A 24619-nucleotide genomic window follows, 5' to 3' on the forward strand; every position below is an offset into this window, starting at 1 on the left:
GTATGCGTTATTCGTGCGTGCCGATCAGACTCGCGAATAGTCGATGGTCTCGACGCCCTTCTCCGTGCCGAGCAGGCACAGGTCCGCGCCGCGCGCGGCGAACAGACCCACCGTCACGACGCCGGGCCACGCGTTGATCCGCGCTTCGATCGCGCGCGGATCGCTGATCCGCAGCCCCTTCACGTCGATGATCTCGTTGCCGTTGTCGGTGATATAGGGCGAGCCGTCTTTCGTCACGCGCACGACGGGCACGCCGCCCATCGCCGTGATGCGTCGGCCGATCGCCGTGCGCGCCATCGGGACGACTTCGACGGGCAGCGGGAACTGGCCGAGCACATCGACGCGCTTGCTCGCGTCCGCGATGCACACGAATTTCTCCGACACCGACGCGACGATTTTTTCGCGCGTCAGCGCGCCGCCGCCGCCCTTGATCATCGCGCCGCCGTGATCGATTTCGTCGGCGCCGTCGATGTACACGGGCAGCGATTCGACGTCGTTCAGATCGAAAACCTGGATGCCGTGCGATTGCAGGCGCGCCGTCGTCGCGACGGAGCTGGACACGGCGCCGCGATAGCGCGACTTGTGCGCAGCCAGCGCATCGATGAAGCAGTTCGCTGTCGAGCCGGTCCCGACGCCGATTACAGCGCCTTCCGGTACGTTCGCGAGGACATAGTCGGCGGCAGACTGGCCGACCAGTTGCTTGAGTTCGTCTTGAGTCATGGTGAGGAAATGCCAACGCAGGCGGAAAAGCGCAAGTTTACCGGAGTCGGCGCGCGCGGCTGGATTTATTGCTTGCGTCTCGTGCGGGGTGTCGCGCGCGAGCACATCGCGCGCGACGTGCATTCGTTCATGGCGCCGGCCGGGCCGGTTCTGACGCCGCCTGAGGCATGTACTTGTCGAGCAAGGCCTGCGCGATCGCATCGGTTTGCGCGTCCGGATCGCCCGAATAGTCGGCGGGACGGAAGTGCATCTGGAAGGCGGCGAACACGCGGCGCGTCTTGTCGTCGAGCACGCCGTCCGTCGCGACTTCGTAGCCGTAGCGCGCGAGTTTCTGCTGGAGCGCGCGCACGTCGGCGCTCGCATGCGGATCGCGGCCCGCGAGCTCTTTCGCGACCGTCGCATCGTCCGGCCATGCGCCGATGCCCGCGTCGTACAACTGCTTCCACGGAAAGAGCGGACCCGGATCGATCTTGCGTTGGGGCGCGATATCGCTGTGGCCGACGACGCGCGTCGGCGGAATGCCGTAGCGCGTGACGATGTCCTTCGCGAGGCGGATCATCGCGTCGACCTGCTCAGGCGGATACGGTTGCCACGTGCGGCCTTGCGGCGTATCGATGGGGCCGACGTTCACGTTCTCGATGCCGATCGACGCGGCGTTCAGTTCCGTCGTGCCCTGCCAGTAGCTGAGGCCCGCATGCCATGCGCGCTGCGACTCGGGAACGAGCTGCCACACGATGGGCTCGCCGCTTCTCTCACGCGGATGATCCGGCACGACGTAGTGCGCGCTGACCTGCTCGTTCGTCAGCACATCGAGCGACTGCGCTTCGTCGATTTCGGTGTAGTGCATCACGAGGAAACGGATGCGGGTGTCGGCGTACTGCGCGTGGCGAGAGGTGTCGGCGTAGTAGGCGCCGCGGTCGACGATATTCGTCGTGCACGCGACGGTAACGAGCGCCGCGAGCGCAACGACGGCCGCGCGGCGAATGGTTTCGATCTGGAAAGCAGCGGGTCGATTCATGAGATCCGAACGCGACGGCCTCGGTCCTGGCTTCGCATCGTGACGGCTATTTCTTCACCGACCTCTGCCGCACGGCCTCGAACAGGCACACGCCCGAAGCGACGGAAACGTTCAGGCTCTCGACCGTGCCGGCCATCGGAACGTGCATCACTTCATCGCAGGTATCACGCGAGAGCCTGCGCATGCCCTCGCCTTCCGCGCCCATCACGAGCGCCACGGGACCATCGAGCTTCGTCTCGTACAACGAAGCCTTCGCATCGCCCGCCGTTCCGACGACCCACACGCCGGCATCCTTCAGCTCGCGCAACGCGCGCGCAAGATTCGTGACGGTGATGTACGGCACCGTATCGGCAGCGCCGCTCGCGACTTTCGCCGCCGTCGCGTTCAGGCCGACGGCCCGGTCGCGCGGCGCGATCACGGCATGCGCGCCCGCCGCATCCGCGACGCGCAGACACGCGCCGAGATTGTGCGGATCAGTGATGCCGTCGAGCACCAGCAGCAACGCCGGACCCTCGATCCCGTCGAGCAGTTCCGCCAGGTTCTGCGCGAGCGGCAAGTCCCCCGCGCGCGCGACGACACCCTGATGCCGCTCCGTATGCGCGAGGCCCCACAGGCGCGTTTCATCGGCGGCGATCAGACGCACGCCCGCCTCTTTCGCCACGGCGAGAAACTCGTTCATCCGGCGATCGCGGCGCGACTGGTCGTAAAAGATTTCTTCGACCGTCGATGGATCGTGACGCAAGCGTGCCGTCACCGCGTGAAAACCGTAGAGAACCTTGAGACGTGACATGACTGAAACAACCTTTGAATGAGCGCGCCCGGCGAAAACGTTTGAGGCGCGCCCGATGAGAACAGGCGCCGCGCGCAGTGAAAACGCGCGCGGCGTTACAACCGGCGTTACAACAGAATCAACGCTTCTTGCGCGCGGGCTTCGCGGACGACTTCGACGCCGGACGCTTCTTCGACGCGCCCGCCTTGCGCGCCGCGCGCGCTTCCTTCACGGCCGCCGTCTGCGCAGGCGCGGCCTTCTTGCGGCGCGCGCCGTCGACGGGCTCCGCGCGGTCGATGGAACGTACGCGCGGACCGCCGAGATCGCTCGCCTTCTCCGCCGACGTCGCGCGATGCGCCTGCGGCTTCACGGGCAGATCGCGCACGAGACGGAAATCGATCTTGCGCGCGTCGAGATCGACGCGGCTCACCTGCACGCGCACGCGATCCGACAAACGATAGCGAATGCCCGTGCGTTCGCCGCGCAGTTCGTTCTTGATCTCGTCATACTGGAAGTAATCGGAGCCGAGTTCCGTCACATGCACGAGCCCTTCGATAAAGAGCGCATCGAGCTGCACGAAGATGCCGAACGACGTCACGCCGCTCACCATGCCGCCATATTCTTCGCCGAGCTTGTCGCGCATGAAATAGCACTTGAGCCATGCTTCGACATCGCGCGATGCCTCATCGGCGCGGCGCTCGTTCGCCGAGCAGTGCAAGCCGAGTTCTTCCCAGATCGCCGTATTCGGACGACCGCGGCCGCCGCGCTTTTCGTCTTCGGCCTGCAGCGCGCGGGCGCGCGGCGACAGCGCCGTGTTCAGCTCGACGCCGTGCGGCGTCTTCGGCTCGTACTTGCGGCCCTGCAGGATCGCGTAGATCGCGCGGTGCGTGAGCAGATCGGGATAGCGGCGAATCGGGCTCGTGAAGTGCGCGTACGCCTCGTACGCGAGACCGAAGTGGCCGATGTTGTCCGGGCTGTAGACGGCCTGTTGCATCGAGCGCAGCAGCATCGTCTGCAGCATCTGCGCGTCGGGCCGCTCGCGGATGTGCGCCATCAGCGCCGCGTAGTCGCTCGCGTGCGGCGTGTCGCCGCCACCAAGCGTGAGGCCCATGCCGCGCAGGAACGTGCGCAGGTTTTCGAGGCGCTCCGCCGTCGGACCCGCGTGCACGCGATACAGCCCCGGATGCTTGTTGCGCTTCATGAAGTCCGCCGCGCAGACGTTCGCGGCCAGCATGCATTCCTCGATCAGCTTGTGCGCGTCGTTGCGGTGACGCGGCACGATCTGCTCGATCTTGCCCTGCGCATTGCAGACGATGTACGTCTCCGTCGTGTCGAAGTCGATTGCGCCGCGCTTCTGGCGCGCGGCGAACAGCGACTTGTAGACGCCATACAGATGCTGCAGTTGCGGCAGCAACGCGGCGCGGCGCGTGGCTTCCGGGCCCTTCGTGTTGGTGAGGATCGCGGCGACTTCCGTGTACGTGAGACGCGCGGCCGAATGCATCACGCCGGGATAGAACTGATACGCCTTGATCTCGCCGCGTGCGGTGATCACCATGTCGCACACGAGCACACAGCGGTCCACTTGCGGATTGAGCGAACAGAGACCGTTGGACAGCTTTTCCGGCAGCATCGGAATCACGCGGCGCGGGAAATACACCGACGTGCTGCGCTCGATCGCATCGACATCGAGGCCGCTGTCGGGCAGCACGTAATGCGACACGTCGGCGATCGCGACGATCAGGCGAAAGCCATCGCCGCGTCCGACCTTGATCGGCTCACAGTAGACGGCATCGTCGAAGTCGCGCGCGTCTTCGCCGTCGATCGTCACGAGCGGCACGTCGCGCAAGTCGACGCGATGCTTGATGTCGACGGGGCGCACTTCGTCCGGCAGCTTCGCGGCATCGTCGAGCGCGGCCTGACCGAACTCGTGCGGCACGCCGTACTTGCGCACGGCGATTTCGATTTCCATGCCGGGATCGTCGATATCGCCGAGCACTTCGACGACGCGCCCGAGCGGCTGCGAATGGCGGCTCGGAAAGTCGGTCAGCTCGACGACCACGACCTGCCCGACCTTCGCCTTCTTCGTGTTCTGCGTGATCAGGATGTCGTGGCCGATGCGCTTCTCTTCTGGCACGACGATCAGCGCGCCGTTCTCGTTGAGCAGGCGCCCGATCACGCGCTTGTTCGCGCGGTCCGTCACCTCGACGATGTGGCCTTCGGGCCGCCCGCGCCGGTCATAGCCGACGATGCGCGCAAGCACGCGATCGTTGTGCATGACCTTCTGCATTTCGCCCGTCGGCAGGAACAGATCGTCCTGGCCGTCGTCGCGGATCAGAAAACCGTAGCCGTCGCGATGGCCCTGCACGCGGCCCGCGACGAAGTTCGACGGATGGGTCAGCTGATAATGCCCGCGCTGATCGAGTCTGATCTGGCCATCGCGCTCCATCGCGGCGAGGCGCTTGAAGAACCCTTCGCGCTCCTGGCGCTTGATCGACAGTGCTTCGGCGATGTCGTTCGCGGCAAGCGGCGCTTCACTCGTGCGCAGCACGCCGAGGATTTCTTCGCGGCTTGGAATCGGATACGGATATTTGCTCAAGGGCTTGTCGATGATTGTTCTCGTTGCGTGGACGTCGGCGGGTGTGATGACGCTGCTCTATCTGACTGCAACCTGCACTCTTGACTGCGACTGCTCTTTCTGACGGAAGACGCCGGCGCGGCCCCGGTTGCCCGTCATGCGCGCGACGGGCCCATGCGCCGTGCCAGCTTTCTATTGCGGCGATTCTAACACCCGTCTTGCCCGCCACGCGCCGCCCAGCGGGCGATTGCGCGACATGCGCGCCGTGTGTTCATGCGCATCGCGCATGCCGCGCGGACGTTTTTGAGAAACGCTTGACACGACTCGTCGGCACGCTATAATCGCTGTCTCTGCTTCAAACGCACCTTGCCCAGGTGGCGGAATTGGTAGACGCACTAGGTTCAGGTCCTAGCGGTGGCAACACCGTGGAGGTTCGAGTCCTCTCTTGGGCACCAGATTCAAATGAAAGCCGCCTTCGGGCGGTTTTTCATTGTTGTGAGAGCAGCGCGTTGTGCTGCGGTTCCTGAACCGCGTGTAGCAAGCTGCGGAAGTTGCAGGTCGGTTGGTCGCCGGATCGCATCGAATCATTTCGATGCCGAGTCATTTGATGCGCGAACAACCAGGCGAAAAGATGAAGCGTTTTTCGAAATACCGATTGACACGCGGATTCTTCTCGCTACAATAGCGGTCTAGCTTGAGACGTGCCCAGGTGGCGGAATTGGTAGACGCACTAGGTTCAGGTCCTAGCGGTGGCAACACCGTGGAGGTTCGAGTCCTCTCCTGGGCACCACGTAATTGAAAAGGTCGGCAAATGCCGGCCTTTTTTCATTTCTGGCCCAGGAAGCAAAGCGCCTGCGCGCTTTGCGCGAGGAGTCGAAAGGCTGCGCTTGCAAGCGCAGCCGGGGTCGCGCTTGCGTGACCGAGTCCTCTCCTGGGCACCACGCTCTCGCAGCTAAAACAGATCACCCCGCAACGCGAACAGCCTGCGGGGTTTTTTGTTTTTGCGGCCGCTCATCGCACGCGACGATGACAGCCCCCCTCTCCCGCAAGAGCATGCGTGCGCTAGCAAACCGACCTCGCCCGGCGTTCACGCTTCAATGACGAACGAACCTGCGACCGCGTGGGGAACGGGAGGATGTCGATGCCGGCTGGGGCGAGAACCGTAGGTTTCCTGCTGAGGGCGATGTACTGCAACGACGGCGTATCGTCGCACGTCGAAACGCTGATACGGGCACTGGCTGCAAACGGCTGGAAGGTCGTCGTCATCAGCGGCCACGTTCACTACGACGCCCAATCGAAAATGCGCTACGACCGCATCCGGTCGATGGTCGCGCATTGGGAAATCATCGACGGGCTCAACACGATGCTGCCGTCGCCCGCGCATATCGCGCGTTGCTATCGCGTCATTCGCGCGTTCGACATCGCGATCCTGCACGGCCACGGATTTTCTTCGTTGCCTTGCGCAGCGCTGCTGCGTCTGCTGACGGGCGCCCAATGCCTCGCAACGTTTCATCCGTCGATACACAGCAGCCAGCCTCACGAGATTGCATCGCAGGCGCGCCGCCGCCAGCAATCGGTCAAATACCGGCTCCTGCTGAGCGCGACACGCCCGTTCGCGCTCATCGCAACCTCGCTTGAAATCAGCGACTGGCTGCGCGACGACGTCGGCATTTCCAGTCGCAAGGTCATGCACATTCCACTCGGCATCGATTCCGATACGTATCGGCTGCCGACGCCCGACGAACGACTCGCGGCACGCAGCGCCCTGCGCTTCGCCGACGACGAATGCATCCTCCTGCTCGCCGGCAGGCTATCGTGGAACAAAGGTCACGACCTGCTGATCGATGCGGCAAGGTCATTGAAATCGCGCCGCCCCGACGCGAAGTTCAGGGTCGTCTTCGTCGGCTCGGGCGATCAGGAGAGCGAGATCCGGCAGTACGCGCTACGGCACGCCGACACCGCGCATCTTTTCACTTTCATGGGCTTCGTCGAAGATCTCGCGGGCGTTTACTGGGCGAGCGATGTCTTCGTGCTGCCAAGCCGCTATGAAGGCTTCGGGCTGGTGGTCGCCGAGGCGATGTGTGCCGGTCTGCTGCCCGTGCGCACGCCGAGCGGCGGCGCGCGCGATCAGATCGTCGATGGCGAATCGGGCTTCATCACACCGTTCGACGACCCCGAATCGCTCGGACGCATACTCGAGCCGCTCGTATGCGACGCGCGACTTCGCGAGCGCGCCTCGGCGGTGGCGGCGCTACGCGGCCGCGCGCTTTTTTCCCAGGAAGGCATGGCGCAAAAGACAGCCGCCCTCTACGAGCGGCATCTCAAGTCTGTCTGACGCGATATACGCGGCAGGAAACCCTTGGCCGGAAACCCGCGGCAAGAAACTGAGCGCGAAACGGACACTGAAAAGGCCGGATTTCGGCCGAAAATTCCGCTTCGAAAATAATATTTCATTTCAAATCGCCTTCAATATTCTGACTATTAAATCATTCGATTCGCCTGTACACATTCATTGCTCCATTAATGACCGCATATCGGTCGCATATGCCAGGAATTACACCAATTCGACTGCCGCGTTGCATGCAGCCGCTTAATGGTCGGCGTACACTCGTTCGGAGCCTTCGCATACGGGGCGCGGGGTGCCGTGCAATTGCCCTTTGAATGGCATTGGGCGGCACGGAAATCGGAGACTGCAACCAGGTTGCATGAGACCAGAGCGAGCGTTAAAGCGCGACTCCGGTCGACAGGAGAACAATCGAAATGAGCTGGACTCGGGAACAGAGAAACGTCACGATTGCTGCATATCTAGGCTGGACCCTCGACGCATTCGATTTCTTTTTGATGGTCTTTATTCTGAAAGATATCGCGGCGGAATTTAATACGAAAATCCCGGAAGTCGCATTCGGCATTACGCTCACGCTGGCAATGCGCCCGCTCGGCGCGCTGATTTTCGGACGTCTCGCCGACAAGTTCGGCCGCCGTCCGACGCTGATGGTCAACATCGCGTGCTATTCGCTGCTCGAACTGCTGTCCGGCTTTTCGCCGAATCTCACGACGCTGCTCGTCCTGCGCGCCCTCTTCGGCATCGCGATGGGCGGCGAATGGGGCGTCGGCTCCGCGCTGACGATGGAGACCGTGCCCCCGAAAGCGCGCGGCTTCGTATCGGGCCTGCTGCAAGCGGGCTATCCGAGCGGCTATCTGCTGGCGTCGATCGTGTTCGGCGTGCTTTATCAATACATCGGCTGGCGCGGCATGTTCTTCGTCGGCGTGCTGCCCGCGCTGCTCGTCATGTACGTGCGCGCGCACGTGAAGGAATCGCCCGCGTGGGTCGCGATGGAAAAGCACGCGCGCCCCGGCCTGCTCGTTACGCTCAAGCGCAACTGGGTGCTGTCGATCTACGCGATCATCCTGATGACCGCCTTCAACTTCTTCTCGCACGGCACGCAGGATTTGTATCCGACCTTCCTTCGCGAGCAGCATCACTTCGATCCGCACACGGTGTCGCTGATCACGATCACGCTGAACATCGGCGCGATCGTCGGGGGTCTCGCGTTCGGCGCGTTCTCGGAGCGCATCGGCCGCCGCCGTGCGATCTTCATCGCCGCGCTGATCGCACTGCCCGTGCTGCCGCTGTGGGCGTTCTCGAGCACGGCCGTCGCGCTCGCGGCAGGCGCGTTCCTGATGCAGATCTCCGTGCAAGGCGCGTGGGGTGTAATCCCCGTGCATCTGAACGAGATCTCGCCCGACGAAATTCGCGCGACCTTCCCTGGACTCGTCTATCAGCTCGGCAACCTGCTCGCGTCAGTGAACGCGACGATGCAGGCGTCGTTTGCCGTCAGCAACAACAACAACTACGCGATGGCGATGGCCGTCGTCGCGGGCGTGGTGGCCGTCGTAATCGCTGTGCTGATTCTCTTCAGCCGCGAACGGCGCGGCATCGATATGACGCAATCCGCCGAACAGGTCACGGCAACGGCGCATTGAGCACCGCACGACAACGACACGCGACGTCACATAGGGGGCGCCGGGCGCCCCCGGCAACGCGGCGCCTACGAGGCCGCTCCGATACGAATCGGAGCGGCTTTTTTTGTCCGCGAAGTCCGCGAGGGATGCGCGCTCGGACGCTTTTTAGAGGAGTCCATCGACACTCATCTCTTGCCCGATCCCACACTCAATTTTTATCCTGAAAAGAACGCACGTTTCAAAATCGAAATTGAATCGATTGTTTGCGGCCGGCTAGAAAGCCGACACAGGGAGACGCAACATGGCAACTCGCACGACGAGCCGGCAGACCGGCGACACGAAATCGCGCATCCTCGACGCAGCCGAAACGCTCTTCATCGAAAGCGGCTACGAAGCGATGTCGTTGCGGCAGATCACATCGAAGGCCGAGGTCAATCTGGCCGCCGTTAACTATCACTTCGGCAGCAAGGAAGCGCTGATGCACGCGATGCTGTCGCGGCGTCTCGATCGGCTGAACCAGGAGCGGCTGAAGCTGCTCGACCGCTTCGACGCGCTGCTCGGCCCGCGCCTCACGTGCGAGCACGTGCTCGGCGCGATGTTCATTCCGGCGCTGCGCGTGTCGCGCGATACGCGCATCGGCGGCAAGGCGTTCCTGCGGCTGCTCGGCCGCGCGTACACCGATCCCTCTTCGTTCATCCGCGACTTTCTGGCCGCGCATTACGCGTCGGTATCCGAGCGCTTTTTCGAAGCGTTCCAGCGCGCGCTGCCGCATCTGCCTCGCGAGGAACTCGGCTGGCGTCTGCACTTCGCGATCGGCGCGCTGTCGGGCGTGCTCGCGCGCGCGGACACCGACAACCTCATCACCGAGTTCTCGCAAGGCAAGTCGATGAACGACCTGCAACTGATCGCGCGGCTTGCGTCGCTGATCGTGTCCGCGCTGAAGGCGCCGTTGCCCGACGCGAGCCAGCTCGCGACGTTCGCATCCGTGCTCGGCGACGCGGGCAGCGCCGACATCGCTTGCGATGCCGTCCGCGAAGCGCAAGCGGATGTCGCGGCGCACAGCGCGTCGCCAGACGATGTTCACACGCGGATGCCGACGCCCGGCACGCCACAGCACCCACCCATGCACGCCGAGCCCAACGCCGACACGCAACCTCATATCGAGCCGGCGCGCAGCAGCGAGCAAGCGGACGCGCACGATGCCGGCTCACGCTTTGCCGCGCACGGCTAACGTTGCGAATCATCCCTTGTGTGCGTGAATAGCGCGCGGGTGTCTCGCGCAGCGGGGCACGGGCTGGACGACAAACCCAGAGGCCGACAAATCAGCCGTCCGCTGCGCGCGACGACGCAAGGAACCGCTCGGGCACGCCGGCTGCAACGATAAGCACAGGTATCGGCGGACACACTCGCCGTGCATCGAACAACTCGAGAACAACGCAAGAGCACAACGCGAGAACACAACTCGAGAACAACGCGAACAACACGCGGAGCCGCCCGCGCAGCGCGGAGCGCGCCCGCAACCGGCGTCGTATCGTCGAACAGGAGGGGTCGTCATGTCGTGGTTCATCGTTGCGCTGATCGTCGCCGCCGGGGCGCTCGTCTACATCCGGGCGAGCGCGTCGTCGTGGCTCGCGTTCCTGATCGTATGGGTCGCGGCCGCGCGCCTGACGGGCGTAGCGGACACGCTCGCCACCACCTGCCTCGCGATCGTGCTGATCGCTCCCGCGCTCGTGCTGACGATCAGGCCGTTGCGCCGCGCGTGGGTGAGCCGGCGCGTGCTCGGCGTCTTCCGCAGGATTCTGCCCGACATGTCGCAGACCGAGCGCGACGCGATCGAAGCGGGCACCGTCTGGTGGGACGCCGCGCTCTTCTCGGGACGCCCTCACTGGGACACGCTGCTCGGCCACGGCCCGGCAAAGCTGACGGCGCAAGAGCAGGCGTTTCTCGACAACGAGTGCGAGCAGCTGTGCGATCTCGCGAACGACTGGGACACGACGGCCGTCTGGCAGGACCTGTCGCCGCAAGCCTGGCAGTTCATCAAGGACAAAGGCTTCCTCGGGATGATCATTCCGGCGCAATACGGCGGCAAAGGCTACTCCGCGTACGCGCATTCGCAGGTCATCATGAAGCTCGCCACGCGCTGCTCGGCGGCGGCCGTATCGGTGATGGTGCCGAACTCGCTCGGCCCCGCCGAACTGCTGCTGCACTACGGCACCGACGCTCAGAAGAATCACTATTTGCCGCGTCTCGCGCGCGGCGACGAAATCCCCTGCTTCGCGCTGACGAGCCCTTACGCGGGCTCCGACGCGGCGGCGATACCCGACATCGGCGTCGTTTGCAACGGCATGTTCGAAGGACGCGAGACGCTCGGCTTTCGCGTGACGTGGAGCAAGCGCTACATCACGCTCGGCCCCATCGCGACGGTGCTCGGCCTCGCGTTTCGCGCGCTCGATCCCGACCATCTGCTCGGCGGCGAAGACGAACCCGGCATCACGTGCGCGCTGATTCCGACGAGCCATCCGGGCGTGAACATCGGGCGCCGCCACTGGCCGTTGAACGCCGTGTTCCAGAACGGCCCGAACTGGGGCAACAATATGTTCATCCCGCTCGACTGGGTGATCGGCGGACGCGCTCAGGTCGGCAACGGCTGGCGCATGCTGATGGAATGCCTCGCGGCCGGTCGCGCGATCTCGCTGCCGTCGTCGAATGTGGGCATGTCGAAGGTCGCGGTGCGCGGGGTGGGCGCTTACGCGGCCGTGCGGCGGCAGTTCCGCACGTCGATCGGCCGGTTCGAAGGCGTGCAGGAAGCGCTCGGGCGCATGGGCGGCAATCTGTACGTGATGGACGCCGCGCGCCGCCTGTCCGCGCAGGCGGTCGATCTCGGCGAGAGGCCGTCGGTGATCTCGGCGATCTCGAAGTACCACATTACCGAGCGCAACCGCGAAGTGATCGATGACGGCATGGACGTCCTCGGCGGCAAGGGCATCTGCATGGGCCCGTCGAATTTCCTCGCGCGCGCGTATCAGCAGGTGCCCATCTCGATCACCGTCGAAGGCGCGAACATTCTCACGCGCTGCCTGATCATCTTCGGCCAGGGCGCGATACGCTGTCATCCGTATGTGCTCAAGGAAATGGCCGCGGCGCGCGAAGCAAACCATGAAGCGGACCATGAAGCGGGCAACGCAAAGGCGCTGCGCGATTTCGACGAAGCGCTTTTCGGGCACATCGGCTTTACGCTGTCGAACGTCGTGCGCTGTTTCGTCGATGGCGTGACGGGCGCCGCGCTGATCGCGAAGCCGCAGCGCGCGCATGCGCCGCTCGCCGGCTACTACCGCGCGGCGACGCGCGTGTCGACGATATTCGCGCTGCTCGCGGACGTGTCGATGTTCGTGCTCGGCGGCGACCTGAAGCGGCGCGAGCGCATCTCGGCCCGCCTGGGCGACGTGCTGTCGCAGCTCTACCTGATCTCCGCGACGCTCAAGCGTTTCGAAGACGAAGGCCGCGAGGCGAGCGATCTGCCGCTCGTGCGATGGGGCGTCGAAGATGCACTGCATCGCGCGCAAACAGCCCTCGACGGCGTGCTGCGCAACTATCCGAACCGCGTCGCCGCGGGCCTCGTGCGCGCGCTCGCGTTTCCGTTCGGCTTGCCGTATCGCGCGCCGTCCGATGCGCTCGGCAGCGCCGTCGCCGAGCTGATGCAGACGCCAGGCGCCGCGCGCGACCGGCTGCTCGCGGACTCGTATGTGCCGCATGTCGACGTCGACGCGCTCGGTTACGGCGAGCTGGCGTTCGCGCTCGCGCCGCGTGTCGCGCAGATCGAGCAGCGTCTGCGCGAAGCGATCCGGCACGGCCGCATCGATCCGCTTCCGCAAAGCCTCGCCGATCTGGTCCGCTGGACCGACGCGGCGCAGCAGCGCGGCTTCATCGACGAGGACGAGCGCAAGGTGCTCGACGACTACGCGCGCTTTGCGGCCGAGGTCGTGAAGGTCGACGATTTCCCGGCCGATTTCGGCATGCTCGCCGATCTCCAGCGGCGCAAGGACGCACTCGACAAGGCGACGCAGCTCGCCGCCTGATGCCACCCTCGTGCCACCTTGATGTCATGTCGATGGCATGTCGATGGCATCCTGATGGCCGTGCAATGAACGCGGGACGAATGCCCGATTCACCCCTGCTTGCGGCAAGTCACGCGCACCGTGCACACTGACGGCATCCGTCAGGCCAGGAGCCAACAACGCGATGAACGATTCCTACCTGAACTTCGTCAATTCGCCGCTGGGCGCGCGGGTCGCGCGCTCGCTACGGTTGCCGTTGCCCGAAGTGCTGCGCCGCTATCGCGCCGATGCGCCCGAATTCGACGGCATCGTTGCCATCGGCGCGGGGCCGTCCCCGCAACTGCTCGACGCGCTTGCCGGCGTGATCGCGCATATCGGCATGACGAGCGTCGCGCACGCGGGCGCGAGCGCGTGGGTGCCGCTCGCGAACCGCCACGGCCTGATGACGGGCCGCTTCGAACCCGCCGATCCCGCAGCGGGCTCGCAGGCTGGCTCACATGCGAGCTCACAGGCACGCGTGCGGGCGCTCCTGTTCGACGCGAGCGGCGTCGAGGATAGTGCGCAACTCGACACCCTGTACGCGTTCTTTCACGACGCGCTGCGCTCGCTCGACAAGTGCGGACGGATCGTCGTGCTGGGCCGCCCGCCCGAGGCCTGCGTGAGCCCGCGCCAATGGACGGCGCAGCGCGCGCTCGAAGGTGTGATGCGCTCGCTCGGCAAGGAAGCGCGGCGCGGCATCACGTCGAATCTGGTCTATGTAGCCGATGGTGCCAAAAGCAGCGCCAGGAGCAGCGCCGAAAATAACAACGACAGCAGCATCGAATCGACCTTGCGCTTCTTCCTGTCGCCGCGCTCGGCGTATGTGTCGGGCCAGGTCGTGCGGATCGGCACGGCGCCTTCCGCGCCCGGCGACGATTTCGACTGGACCCAGCCGCTCGCGGGCCAGCGGGCCGTCGTCACGGGCGCGGCGCGCGGCATCGGCGCGGCGATCGCGCACGTGCTCGCCGCGCAAGGCGCGCACGTGACGGGCATCGACGTGCCCGCCGCCACCGACGCGCTCGACGCCACGATGCGCCAGATCTCCGGCACGGCGCTGCCGTTCGACATCGCCTCGCCCGAAACGCCCGCGCAGATCGCGGCAGCGCTCGACGAGCTCGGCGTCGATGTGTTCGTGCACAACGCGGGCATTACGAAGGACAAGACCATCGCGAAGATGAGCGAACCCGCGTGGCGCAACGTGATCGACATCAATCTTTCCGCGCAGGAGCGCATCGACGACGCGCTGCTCGAAGCGGGCACGCTGCGCGACGGCGGACGCATCGTCTGCGTGTCGTCGATTGGCGGCATCGCGGGCAATGTCGGGCAGACGAACTACGCGGCATCGAAGGCAGGCGTGATCGGCCGCGTGCAGAGCATGGCGCCGCATCTGGCGAAACGGCGCATCACGATCAATGCCGTCGCGCCCGGCTTCATCGAAACGCAGATGACGGCGAAGATGCCGCTTGCGATCCGCGAGGCCGGCCGCCGGATGAACTCGATGAGCCAGGGCGGCCAGCCCGTCGATGTCGCGCAGACCATCGCGTGGCTCGCGCATCCGGGCTCGGCGGGCATCACGGGCCAGGTCGTGCGCGTGTGCGGCCAAAGCCTGATAGGAGCGTGACCGTCATGGCCCTGTTCGACTCCAGCCCGATGTTCGGCGCGCCGCGCCCGAAAACGGTCGTCCTGCCCGAATTGCCGCAGCCCGCGAAGCTGTATGCGCGCGCGCTGTCGGGCGTGGCCAAGCGCTTTCAGCGCAACCGTCCGACGGAGCTGCCCGCGCTGCGGCTCGTGCGCCCTGCCGTCACGCTCGATTCCGTCGCGATCGAGCGCTATGCGCGCGTCTGCGGCTTCTTTCCCGAGCAGGGCATTCCGTTCACGTATCCGCATCTGCTCGCGTTTCCGCTGCATCTGCTGTTGCTCACCGACCCGGCGTTTCCGTGGTCCGCGCCCGGCATCGTCCATCTCGCGAACAGCGTGCGCATGCGCCGCCCGCTCGCGTTCGACGACACGCTGCGCGTCGAAGTCGAATTCGGCGCGCGGCTGCGCCACGACAAAGGCCAGGCGTTCGTGATGCAGACGCGCATCTACCGGCGCGGCGAAGCCGTATGGGACGGCGACAGCGTGTACCTGAAGCGAGGCGTCGCGGCGAACGGCGATCCGCTGAGCCCGCTCGAAACCGATAGCAGCGCGCTCGCGCACAGCTCGCGCTGGCAGTTGCCCGCGCAACTGGGCCGCGACTACGCGCGCGCATCGGGCGACTACAACCCGATGCATCTGTCGATGCTTTCCGCAAGGGCGTTCGGCTTCCGGCGCGCTATCGCGCACGGCATGTGGACGTTGGCGCGCACGGCCGCCGCGCTGCAGCCGCCGAAGCGGCTCGCCGACGCGACGCTCGCGGGCGAATTCAGGGCGCCGATGCTGCTGCCCGGCGAAGCGTCGCTGTGGACGGCATCGCCGTCGCCGACTGCGCGCGAGTTCGAAGTGCGCGATCCGCAGAGCGGCAAGCCGCATCTGCGGGGCCGGTTCCAGTGGAATCTGCAATGAGGCGGCGGCCGTGCGGCGCAGACTGCGCAGAAGGCGCGCACGCGGCCCGCTCGGGCAAACCGCTCGGGCAAACCGCTCAGGCAAACCGCTCAGGCAAACCGCTCAGGCAAACCGCTCGGGCAAACCGCTCAGGGAAACCGCTCAAGCAAATCGATGACGCACGCAATCCGCCATCATGATGGAATCATCGCCCCGCCTGATTCGTTCTGAAGCAGGCGCCGGGTGTTTCATGCCGACCTGATCCGTCGCACAGACGGACGCGACCACGGAGCTTCCCGATGCCTCACCCGTCACAACCGCTTCCCGCCGCACGCCGCGTCGCGATACTGGGCGGCAATCGCATTCCGTTCGCGCGCGCGAATACCGCGTATGCGACGGCCTCGAACCAGGACATGCTGACTTTCACGCTGCAAGGTCTGATCGACCGCTACAACCTGCATGGCGAGCGCCTCGGCGAAGTTGCGGCGGGCGCCGTCATCAAGCATTCGCGCGACTTCAATCTGACGCGCGAAGCCGTGCTGTCGACGACGCTCGCGAAGGAAACGCCCGCGTATGACGTCCAGCAGGCGTGCGGCACGGGCCTCGAAGCGGCGATTCTCGTCGCCAACAAGATCGCGCTCGGGCAGATCGACGCGGGCATCGCGGGCGGCGTCGATACGACCTCCGATGCGCCCATCGGCGTCAACGAGCGGATGCGCAAGATTCTGCTCGAAGCGAATCGCGGCAGGTCGGCGGCACAACGCGTCGGCGCGCTGACGAAGCTGCGGCCCGGCATGTTCTTCAAGCCGCTGCTGCCGCGCAACAGCGAGCCGCGCACGGGGCTGTCGATGGGCGAGCATTGCGAGCGGATGGCCAAGCGCTGGGGCATTTCGCGCGAGGCACAAGACGTGCTCGCCTACGACAGCCACCGCAAGCTGACCGAGGCCTACGCGCGCGGCTTTCTGAACAACCTGATCACGCCGTATCGCGGACTCGCGCGCGACAACAATCTGCGCAGCGATCTGACGCTCGAAAAGCTGGCGTCGCTCAAGCCCGTGTTCGACCGCGACGCGGGCACGATGACGGCGGGCAACTCGACGCCGCTGACGGACGGCGCATCGGCCGTGCTGCTCGCGAGCGAAGAATGGGCGGCCGCGCGTGGGCTGCCCGTGCTCGCATGGCTGACGTGGTCCGAGACGGCCGCCGTCGATTTCTTCGACAAAAAGGAGGGCTTGCTGATGGCGCCCGCGTACGCCGTGCCGCGCATGCTGAAACGCGCGGGCCTGACGTTGCAGGACTTCGACTTCTACGAAATTCACGAGGCGTTTGCCGCGCAGGTGCTCTGCACGCTCGCGGCCTGGCAGGACGATGAGTACTGCCGCACGCAACTCGGACTCGAGGGCGCGCTCGGCGCGATCGATCGCGAGAAAATGAACGTGAACGGCGGATCGCTCGCGACAGGCCACCCGTTCGCCGCAACGGGCGCGCGCATCGTCGCAGGCCTCGCGAAGATGCTCGCGCAACTCGACAAGCCGGCAGGCACCGCGCGCGGCCTCATCTCAATCTGCGCGGCGGGCGGCCAGGGCGTCGTGGCAATCCTGGAGCGGTAGAATCGCGCTCCCGACCGTTGCCGCCCCATCGCCGACTAGCTTTGGCAACCCGAACGGTTCATGCACAACCTGCACACAACGACGACCAGAGACCCAGGAGACGCCACCATGACCGAGCCCACCGCTTCGCATTCCGCGCAGACGCAAACGCAGTCCGGGTCGCAGTCGCAATCCCAGTCGCCTTCACAGCCGTCGTCGCAGCCACCGACACAGACGCACGCCGCGCCGAACACCGACGGCATCTGGTTCGCGTCGTACTCGCCCGACGTGCCGCATGAGATCGACGCGTCGCAGTATGCGTCGCTCGTCGAGTTCTTCGACGATTGCACGACGCGCTTTCGCGAGCGCGTCGCCTATGTGAGCGTCGGCGAGAGCCTCACGTATGCGGAGCTTGCGCGCAAGGCGACGGCCTTCGCTTCGTACTTGCAGAGCATCGGCGTGAAGGCGGGCGAGCGCGTCGCGATCATGCTGCCGAACACGTTCCAATATCCCGTCGCGCTCTTCGGCGTGCTGAAGGCAGGCGCGATCGTCGTGAACGTGAATCCGCTGTACACGGTGCGCGAGCTGTCGCATCAGCTGAAGGACAGCGGCGCGCAGACGATCGTCGTGTTCGAGAACTTCGCGAAGACGGTCCAGGATTCGCTTGCGGGCACGCGCGTGCAGCACGTGATCGTCACCGGGCTCGGCGATCTGCTGAAGAACGGCCCGAACCTGAAAGGCAAGCTGATCAATTTCATGCTCAGGCACGTGAAGAAGCTCGTGCCCGCGTACGACCTGCCGCAAGCGGTTCAACTGCTCGATGCGCTCGCGACCGGCTACGCCCGGCCGCTCACGCCGATGCGGATCGCGCCCACGGACCTCGCGTTCCTGCAATACACGGGCGGCACGACGGGCGTCGCGAAGGGCGCGATGCTCACGCACCGCAACGTCGTCGCGAATCTGTTGCAGGCGAAGGTATGGGCCGAAAGCCAGCTCACCGACGACATCGAAACGGTGCTCACGCCGCTGCCGCTCTATCACATCTATTCGCTGACCGTGAACGCGATGATCTTCATGGGCCTCGGCGGACGCAACATCCTGATCGCGAATCCGCGCGATACGAAGCGCGTGATGAAGATCCTGAGCCACGAGACGTTCACGGGCATCACGGCCGTCAATACGCTCTACAACGCGTTCCTCGACGACGAGGATTTCCGCAAGCGCGACTTCTCGAAGCTCAAGCTCGCGATGGCGGGCGGCATGGCGATGCAGAAAGCCGTCGCCGACCGTTTTCGCGAAGTGACGGGCAAGCCGATCATCGAAGGCTACGGGCTCACGGAATGCTCGCCGATCGTATCGATGAATCCGGTGGATCTGAAGCACATGCGCGAATTCGACGGCTCGATCGGTCTGCCCGCGCCATCGACGCAAGTGCGCTTTCGCAAGGACGACGGCAGCTGGGCGAATATCGGCGAGGCGGGCGAGCTGTGCGTGAAGGGCCCGCAGGTGATGAAGGGCTACTGGAACCGGCCCGAGGAAACCGCGAAGGTGCTCGACGACGAAGGCTGGCTCGCGACGGGCGATATCGGCGTGATGGATTCGCGCGGCTATATCCGTCTGATCGATCGCAAGAAGGACATGATCCTCGTGTCGGGTTTCAACGTCTATCCGAACGAAATCGAGGACGTGATCGCGATGCACCCGGACGTGCGCGAAGTGGCCGCGATCGGCATTCCCGATGTCGCGCAGGGCGAGCGCGTGAAGGTGTTCGTCGTGCGTCGCAATCCGTCGCTCACGGAGGAACAGGTGATCGCGCATTGCCGCAAGAATCTGACGGGCTACAAGGTACCGAAGGTCGTCGAGTTCCGCGACGAGCTTCCGCAAACGAATGTCGGCAAGATCCTGCGGCGCGAGCTGCGCGATCAGGAACTGGAGAAGCTGAAATCATCGTGACGGCCTACGCGTGCCTTTGCGTGCCCTTGCGCGTCTGACTGCACGCGCATCCCGGGCCACGAAGCCGTCCGCGCTTTTTGGAGCGATGCATGCATCAACCGATGTTTGTGAAGAAACGCTCGCGCCGGACCCTTCGCGCCGCCCCTATTGCCTGCACGGTCTGCACTGTCTGCGCGCAGATGGCGGGCATCGCGGGCTTGGCCTTCGCGCAGGACAACAACTCGGCGGCACTGGCGCAGAATAACGCGGCGGCGCTGGCCCCGAACGCCCCGAACGGCCCGAGCGCCCCGAACGCCCCGCCGGTCGCGAGCGATACCGCCGCGCAAGTCGCGAAGCTGCCGCTCGAGCAGCAGGTCAAATGGCTGCGTCGCGCCGCGCAAAGCGGCGCGCTCGAACAGATGGACGATGCGCAACTCGTCGCGCTGTTCGAATCGTTCGATCCGCTGACCGTGCCGCGCTATATCGAGGAAGGCCCGAACGGCTATCCGTCGTACGAGTTCACAATGCTGCGCCAGGAGCGCATTCGCGGCGTATGGCCGCGCAAGCCCGACCATATGCTCGTGCGGCTCACGCGCGATCCGCTGCGCATCTACGGCAAATGGCTGCCGGGCGGTCCGCACTCGGGCCAGGAAATCATCTACGACGAGACGAGGCGCAGCGATGCGATGTACGGCCATCTCGGCGGCCTGTTCAACCTCATGCCGCTGTGGGCGTCGATCGACGGATCGCTGGCGCGCGCGCAGTCGAACCATCGCGTGCGCGATCTCGGCACCGAATTCATCGCGCAACAGTTTCTCGACGAAGGCAGAAAGTTCGCCGATGCCGGCATCACGCATCCCGCGCAGATCGACGTGAGGACGCTCGAAGGCGTGCGCGTCGTCGCGTTCACGTACGAGACGCCGACAGGCCAGCCCGAGTTCTATGCGAAGAAAGAAGTGCTCGGGCTCGATCTGCGGCACCCGTATTTCAGAATGGTCGAATCGTATGGCAACGATGGACAGATCTTCGAGCGCATCGTGTTCGTGACGATCACGCCGAAGACCTTCGAAGACATGGTGTTCGATCCGAAGAACCCGGAGTACAAGTTCTGATCACGTCGTCAGCGCGAAGGCGACGGCCGTGCTTCGTTGCTGTGCAGGCATCGATGCATGCGCTTGCGCGAGCACCGCGCCCGGTTGCAGCGCGAGACGCGCGAGCACGAAGAAATCGGCGGCGCGCGTGACGCCGATCAGCGTGAGCCGCCCGTCCGCCTCTGCCGCGCGAGGCGCGAGCGTTTCGTACCACAGCGCGGCGATATCGGCGTACGGCGCGTCGTTGATATCGAACGCGGGCAGACGCGCGCGCGCCGCATGCGCCGACAAGGCCGCGGATTCCGGCAAGCTCATATCGATCAGCGCGATATCGGCGAGCAGGCCATCGGCGTGAAACCACGACACGCCGCACGCCGCCGTCGCCGACAGCCATGCGCCCGCCGCGATGAATGTGCGGCGTTCCATGTCGACGCTACCTCCTTCTCTCGCGCGCGGCCATCGTGCCCATCACGTATAGCCGCGCCTGCCGCGAAACGCCTTCGGCCAGATGCCCTGCTTGCCCGGTGACAGAATGCCCACGGGATCGAGCGCATCCTTGATCGTCTCCGACAGCCGCAGCAGCGCGCCATCGTTGAAGTTGTAGCGCGCCGCCGCGAAGTCCATGTAGACGAGATGCGAGCGGTACTCGCCATAGCCCGCGCCGTGCGCATCGCTCATCCACGCGCGCAGCAGATCGCCGGCCTGCTCGCTTTGCCGCGCGTCGCTGTGATCGAAGATCGCCGCGGCGATGTGATGCAGATGCCGCTCGCCCGCCGTGAAGCCGCCGTAGTAATCGAAGCCGTATTCGTTCGCGCGCGCCTTCGCCATCGTGTACTGGCGCATCGCATCGCGCCCCGTCGCGGGACACACCGGCGAGAAATCGACGTGCGCGCCGCTGCCGCCGCGCCAGTCGAGCATCCGGAACGCCGTCATCGCCGGAATGCCGGCCAGATTGCGATCGCCGCCCGCTTCGGGCTCCGCGTTGCCGTCGTAGACCTTCGACATCATCCGCGCGCCCGGAATGCGGCCGAACGCGCGGCGCACGAGCGTCTCTTTCGCGTCGATCACTTCGCGCTCGCCGTACAGCGCGTAGTGCAGGTTCCAGCGGCCGATCTTCAGCGCGTCGGTCATCGACGCAATCGCGCTTTCCGGCATCACGCCCTTGCCCCGATACCACTGCGAACGCGGCCCGATGCCCGCCGCGCGCCGCAGCGCGCCTTCGATGACGGCATGATTGCCGATCGTGCCGTCGAGGCGCAGCGGCCTCAGCGTCTCCACGATGGCTTCGAGATCGTCATCGCGCTGAAACTGGATTTCGCCCAGCAGATACGCGTTCGGCGCAGGCATCAGCCAGACGCCCATCTTCGTGACGATGCCGTAGTTCGACTGCATGAACATCGGATCGAACGACGGTCCGTAACCATGCTTGAAGGCCTGCCACGACGTGCCGATCTCGATGCCGCCCATGCCCGTGCGCACGACGTCGCCATTCGCGAGCACGACCTCCATGCCGCACTGCGTCGCCGCGTGATCGCCGTAGGCCGTCGTGCCGAAGCCGCGCTCCAGCGTATTGCCGACGATGCTGCCCCAGCCCGCGGCGGGCGGGTCGACCCACAGCCGGTAGCCGTGCTCGCGCAGATGGTGATGCAGATCGAAGTAGCTGACGCCGGGCTCGACGAGCGCGTACGCCAGTTGCTCATCGACGGCGAGAATGCGGTTCATCCGTTGCAGGTCGAGCACCACCGATCCCGCGAGCCGGGGCGCCGCGCCGCCATATGCGAAATTGCGTCCCGTCGACACCGTCCACAGCGGAATGCGGTATTCGTTCGCGACGCGCAGGATCGCGCGGATCTCGTCGACGTTCGCGGGCAGCAGCGCCGCCGACGGCACGAACGACGCGGCGAGCGTGCCCGGCGCGAAAGGATCGGCGTAAGGCGCGAGACTCGCCGCCGATGACGCGACCTGCGTCGCGCCGACGATCGCTTCGAAGGCGGCGAGCGCGCGATCGAATGTCGCGGCGGAAACGTCCGGCGGCAGAGTGCGTGTCAAGGCGCCTCCATATGGCGTCGGCCATGCTGCGTTGAGTTCTGCGTCGAGTTCCGCGTCGAGCCAGGGTTGCTCCTGGCGGCATTCGGCGGAAGGCGCTCGACCGACGGCGCTCATGCGGCACGCGCGACGACGTGTTCAGCGTCCGTGCGCGCCGCCTCCTCCGTGCATGCCGCCCATGCCGCCCCATGCGTGCGATCCGCCGCCCGAGCCGTGCATGCCGCCTCCACCGTGGAATCCGCCATGTCCGATGAAACCGCCGTGCCCGTTGAAGCCGCCGCCCGGATGACCCCAATGCACGTGATGCATATGGTGAAAATGGTGGAAGTGGTCGACGAACACGAACGAGGCGCCGCCAACCACGACAGGCGGTCCCCAATACCACGGATCATAGTAAGGATAGGCCGGAACGGGATAGACGGCGGTCGTGTCCGTGCCGTTGCCCTGCTGGATCAGCCACGTGCCGTCCGGCTGCCTGCATGCGATGCCGCTGATCTGCTGCATCGTGCCGTCGATTTCCGCCTGGCCGACGACGGGCTGACAGACGGTGTCGCCCGCGTTGGTGTCGCTGGTGTTGTCGCCGAACTGCTCCTGCGCGGCGACGGGCTGCGCGGCGGGCACCGCGCAACCGGCGCACACGCACAACAGCGCGGCGCCGATTCCTGAAAAAGTACGCATGATTGATCCTGCTTCGACGGTGCGGTGTCGCGGCGCGCATCGCGCGCCGACGCCGTGAAGACCCCATCGATTCGCCTTGCAGGCAGATGACAAGCCACTCTTTCGCGCCCGTCGAAGCCGGCGGAACACGCGCCTGCATAACGACGTAAACGCACACGCGTGCGGCGCTATTCCTGCGCCGCCGGTTGAAGCGCGGGCCCTTTTGTTACCCGGTGTTTCGGCTATTTCCAGCAGGGACGGCGAAGCGGACAAAAGCCCCGCGCGTGCGCTACTGCCACGCCTCCGGACGCCCGCCGAGTTCGCCGCACACTTCGATCGCAATCGAACGCAGCTTGGCTTCCTCGATCGGGCCCGAGAGCGCGTAGCCCATGTGGTCGTTGATCCAGTAGAACGTGCGGCGATTGCCGTCACGGAACAGACGGAACGCGGTTTCGTCCCTGGGAATGCCCGTCACGTAGAGCGTCAGCCGCGCGCCGCTCTGGTTTTCGTACATGAACTGCGCGGCGGGCCCCGCCTCGCCCGGCAGCAGCCGCCCGCCGACGAGCGTATAGCCGTATTCCTGCAGCGACGGCACGGAAAGATGACGGTTGAGCCGCTTCGACAGCCATGTAATCAGATGCTCTTCCTCGCTCGCGGCGACTTCGACGGGATGCCGGCGCTCCGGCGTGTAGACCGCGTAGGCGATATCCGCGCGCCTCGCGAACGACATGATGTCGCCGTTGCCGCTGCCCGTCAGATGCGGCACGAGCGGGCCCAGCGCGAGAGCAAGCCCAGCGCCCGCGATCAGCCAGCACGCCGCGATGCCCACGCGCCGCCACCACGGCACGCGCGCGCGCAGCACGATCACCGGCGGCTCCTCGCGCTCGCTGTCGCCCGCGCCGCACAGCGCCTGCAATGCGGCCTTTTGCGCGCGCCACGACGCGACTTGCGCCGCCGCTTGCGGATCCTTCGCAAGATGTGCGTGCACGGCCGCGCGCTCGCTCTCCGGCAATTCGTTGTCGACGAATGCCGACAGCGCGCGCAGGTCGGGCGTGCCCGTGGAACCGGTCGAATGTTCGTCGTTGTTCATTGCCCGCTTCTCGCCCCGCTTCTCGTCCCGTTTCTGACGACTTTCAGCGACGGTGACTTGTGTTGCACTGGCCCTTCCGTCAACAGCGCCCGCATATGCTCGCGCGCGCGGGACAGCCGCGACATCACCGTGCCGATCGGCACGCCGAGCGCGGCCGACGCTTCCTGATAGCTCAACTCCTCCACGCACACGAGCAGCATCACTTCGCGCTGCTCGACGGGCAGACAATAAAGCGCGCGCTGCACGTCGCGCAACACCAGTCCGTCGACTTCGCCGTGCGGCGCTTCCAGATTGCGCCATGGCGCGCTCTCGTCGTCCACCGCGATCTCGCGGCGCACGCGCAACTGGTCGATGTAAAGGTGACGCAGGATCGTGAGCAGCCACGCGCGCAGATTGCTGTCGGGCCGGAACCCCTTCCATCGCGCGAGCGCGCGCTCGGCCGTATCCTGAACCAGATCGTCCGCCCAAGCTGGGTCACCCGTCAGTGCGCGCGCGTAGCGGCGCAACTGCGGGAGCCACGAAATCACCTCTGCTTCGAACTTCACCCGGCGC

At 65.5% G+C, this 24619-nt stretch carries 18 protein-coding genes and 2 tRNA genes; 11 read left to right on the forward strand and 9 right to left on the reverse strand.

Going from position 1 to position 24619, the window contains the following annotated elements; all coding sequences use genetic code 11:
• Window positions 1-24: 24 nt before the first annotated feature.
• From rpiA to rnr, 4 genes are all read right to left on the reverse strand, one after another.
• Window positions 25-720: a ribose-5-phosphate isomerase RpiA gene (gene rpiA, locus AABE10_RS18580; RefSeq protein WP_342934718.1), complete on the reverse strand. Its 696-nt coding sequence runs from the start codon at window positions 718-720 to the stop codon at window positions 25-27.
• Window positions 721-847: 127 nt separating this feature from the next.
• On the reverse strand, window positions 848-1738 hold the full coding sequence (locus AABE10_RS18585; protein WP_342934719.1) for an N-acetylmuramoyl-L-alanine amidase: 891 nt from the start codon (window positions 1736-1738) through the stop codon (window positions 848-850).
• Between the two features lie 46 nt (window positions 1739-1784).
• Window positions 1785-2528, reverse strand: coding sequence for a 23S rRNA (guanosine(2251)-2'-O)-methyltransferase RlmB (gene rlmB / locus AABE10_RS18590; RefSeq protein ID WP_342934720.1), 744 nt, complete (start codon window positions 2526-2528; stop codon window positions 1785-1787).
• Between the two features lie 118 nt (window positions 2529-2646).
• Window positions 2647-5103 (reverse strand): ribonuclease R, encoded by a 2457-nt coding sequence (gene rnr / locus AABE10_RS18595; protein WP_342934721.1) that lies wholly within the window; start codon window positions 5101-5103, stop codon window positions 2647-2649.
• A 347-nt stretch (window positions 5104-5450) separates the two neighbouring features.
• On the opposite strand from rnr, the gene AABE10_RS18600 reads away from it, so the two are divergent.
• From AABE10_RS18600 to AABE10_RS18650, 11 genes are all read left to right on the forward strand, one after another.
• Window positions 5451-5537 (forward strand) — tRNA-Leu (locus AABE10_RS18600).
• A gap of 248 nt (window positions 5538-5785) precedes the next feature.
• Window positions 5786-5872: transfer RNA gene (locus AABE10_RS18605), tRNA-Leu, on the forward strand.
• A gap of 345 nt (window positions 5873-6217) precedes the next feature.
• Entirely contained in the window at window positions 6218-7417 is a 1200-nt protein-coding gene (locus AABE10_RS18610) for a glycosyltransferase family 4 protein (protein WP_342934722.1), read from the forward strand.
• Window positions 7418-7842: 425 nt separating this feature from the next.
• Window positions 7843-9066: an MFS transporter gene (locus AABE10_RS18615; RefSeq protein WP_342934723.1), complete on the forward strand. Its 1224-nt coding sequence runs from the start codon at window positions 7843-7845 to the stop codon at window positions 9064-9066.
• 280 nt (window positions 9067-9346) lie between these two features.
• The gene (locus tag AABE10_RS18620; RefSeq protein WP_342934724.1) at window positions 9347-10276 is read left to right on the forward strand and encodes a TetR/AcrR family transcriptional regulator; all 930 of its coding nucleotides are present in this window, start codon (window positions 9347-9349) and stop codon (window positions 10274-10276) included.
• 322 nt (window positions 10277-10598) lie between these two features.
• Entirely contained in the window at window positions 10599-13121 is a 2523-nt protein-coding gene (locus AABE10_RS18625) for an acyl-CoA dehydrogenase (protein WP_342934725.1), read from the forward strand.
• A 163-nt stretch (window positions 13122-13284) separates the two neighbouring features.
• Window positions 13285-14760: a 3-oxoacyl-ACP reductase gene (locus AABE10_RS18630; protein ID WP_342934726.1), complete on the forward strand. Its 1476-nt coding sequence runs from the start codon at window positions 13285-13287 to the stop codon at window positions 14758-14760.
• A gap of 5 nt (window positions 14761-14765) precedes the next feature.
• Complete coding sequence (locus tag AABE10_RS18635; RefSeq protein ID WP_342934727.1) at window positions 14766-15683, forward strand: MaoC family dehydratase; 918 nt, start codon at window positions 14766-14768, stop codon at window positions 15681-15683.
• 278 nt (window positions 15684-15961) lie between these two features.
• Window positions 15962-17272, forward strand: coding sequence for an acetyl-CoA C-acetyltransferase (locus AABE10_RS18640; RefSeq protein WP_342934728.1), 1311 nt, complete (start codon window positions 15962-15964; stop codon window positions 17270-17272).
• Window positions 17273-17380: 108 nt separating this feature from the next.
• Complete coding sequence (locus tag AABE10_RS18645) at window positions 17381-19204, forward strand: AMP-binding protein (RefSeq protein WP_342934729.1); 1824 nt, start codon at window positions 17381-17383, stop codon at window positions 19202-19204.
• Between the two features lie 89 nt (window positions 19205-19293).
• Window positions 19294-20295: a DUF1571 domain-containing protein gene (locus tag AABE10_RS18650; RefSeq protein ID WP_428983348.1), complete on the forward strand. Its 1002-nt coding sequence runs from the start codon at window positions 19294-19296 to the stop codon at window positions 20293-20295.
• Here AABE10_RS18650 and AABE10_RS18655 read toward each other — a convergent pair whose 3' ends face one another.
• From AABE10_RS18655 to AABE10_RS18675, 5 genes are all read right to left on the reverse strand, one after another.
• Window positions 20296-20700, reverse strand: a complete 405-nt coding sequence (locus tag AABE10_RS18655; protein ID WP_342934730.1) for a hypothetical protein — start codon at window positions 20698-20700, stop codon at window positions 20296-20298.
• A 42-nt stretch (window positions 20701-20742) separates the two neighbouring features.
• Window positions 20743-22323, reverse strand: coding sequence for an FAD-binding oxidoreductase (locus tag AABE10_RS18660; protein WP_342934731.1), 1581 nt, complete (start codon window positions 22321-22323; stop codon window positions 20743-20745).
• Window positions 22324-22458: 135 nt separating this feature from the next.
• Entirely contained in the window at window positions 22459-22998 is a 540-nt protein-coding gene (locus AABE10_RS18665) for a hypothetical protein (protein WP_342934732.1), read from the reverse strand.
• 268 nt (window positions 22999-23266) lie between these two features.
• A complete protein-coding gene (locus AABE10_RS18670; protein ID WP_342934733.1) occupies window positions 23267-24067 on the reverse strand; it encodes an anti-sigma factor in 801 nt (266 codons plus the stop codon).
• Window positions 24064-24612: an RNA polymerase sigma factor gene (locus AABE10_RS18675; protein WP_342934734.1), complete on the reverse strand. Its 549-nt coding sequence runs from the start codon at window positions 24610-24612 to the stop codon at window positions 24064-24066. Before AABE10_RS18675 ends, AABE10_RS18670 begins: the two co-directional genes overlap by 4 nt.
• Window positions 24613-24619 lie beyond the last annotated feature (7 nt).

It is taken from the genome of Paraburkholderia diazotrophica (assembly GCF_038900755.1).
Taxonomy (GTDB): Bacteria; Pseudomonadota; Gammaproteobacteria; order Burkholderiales; family Burkholderiaceae; genus Paraburkholderia; species Paraburkholderia diazotrophica_A.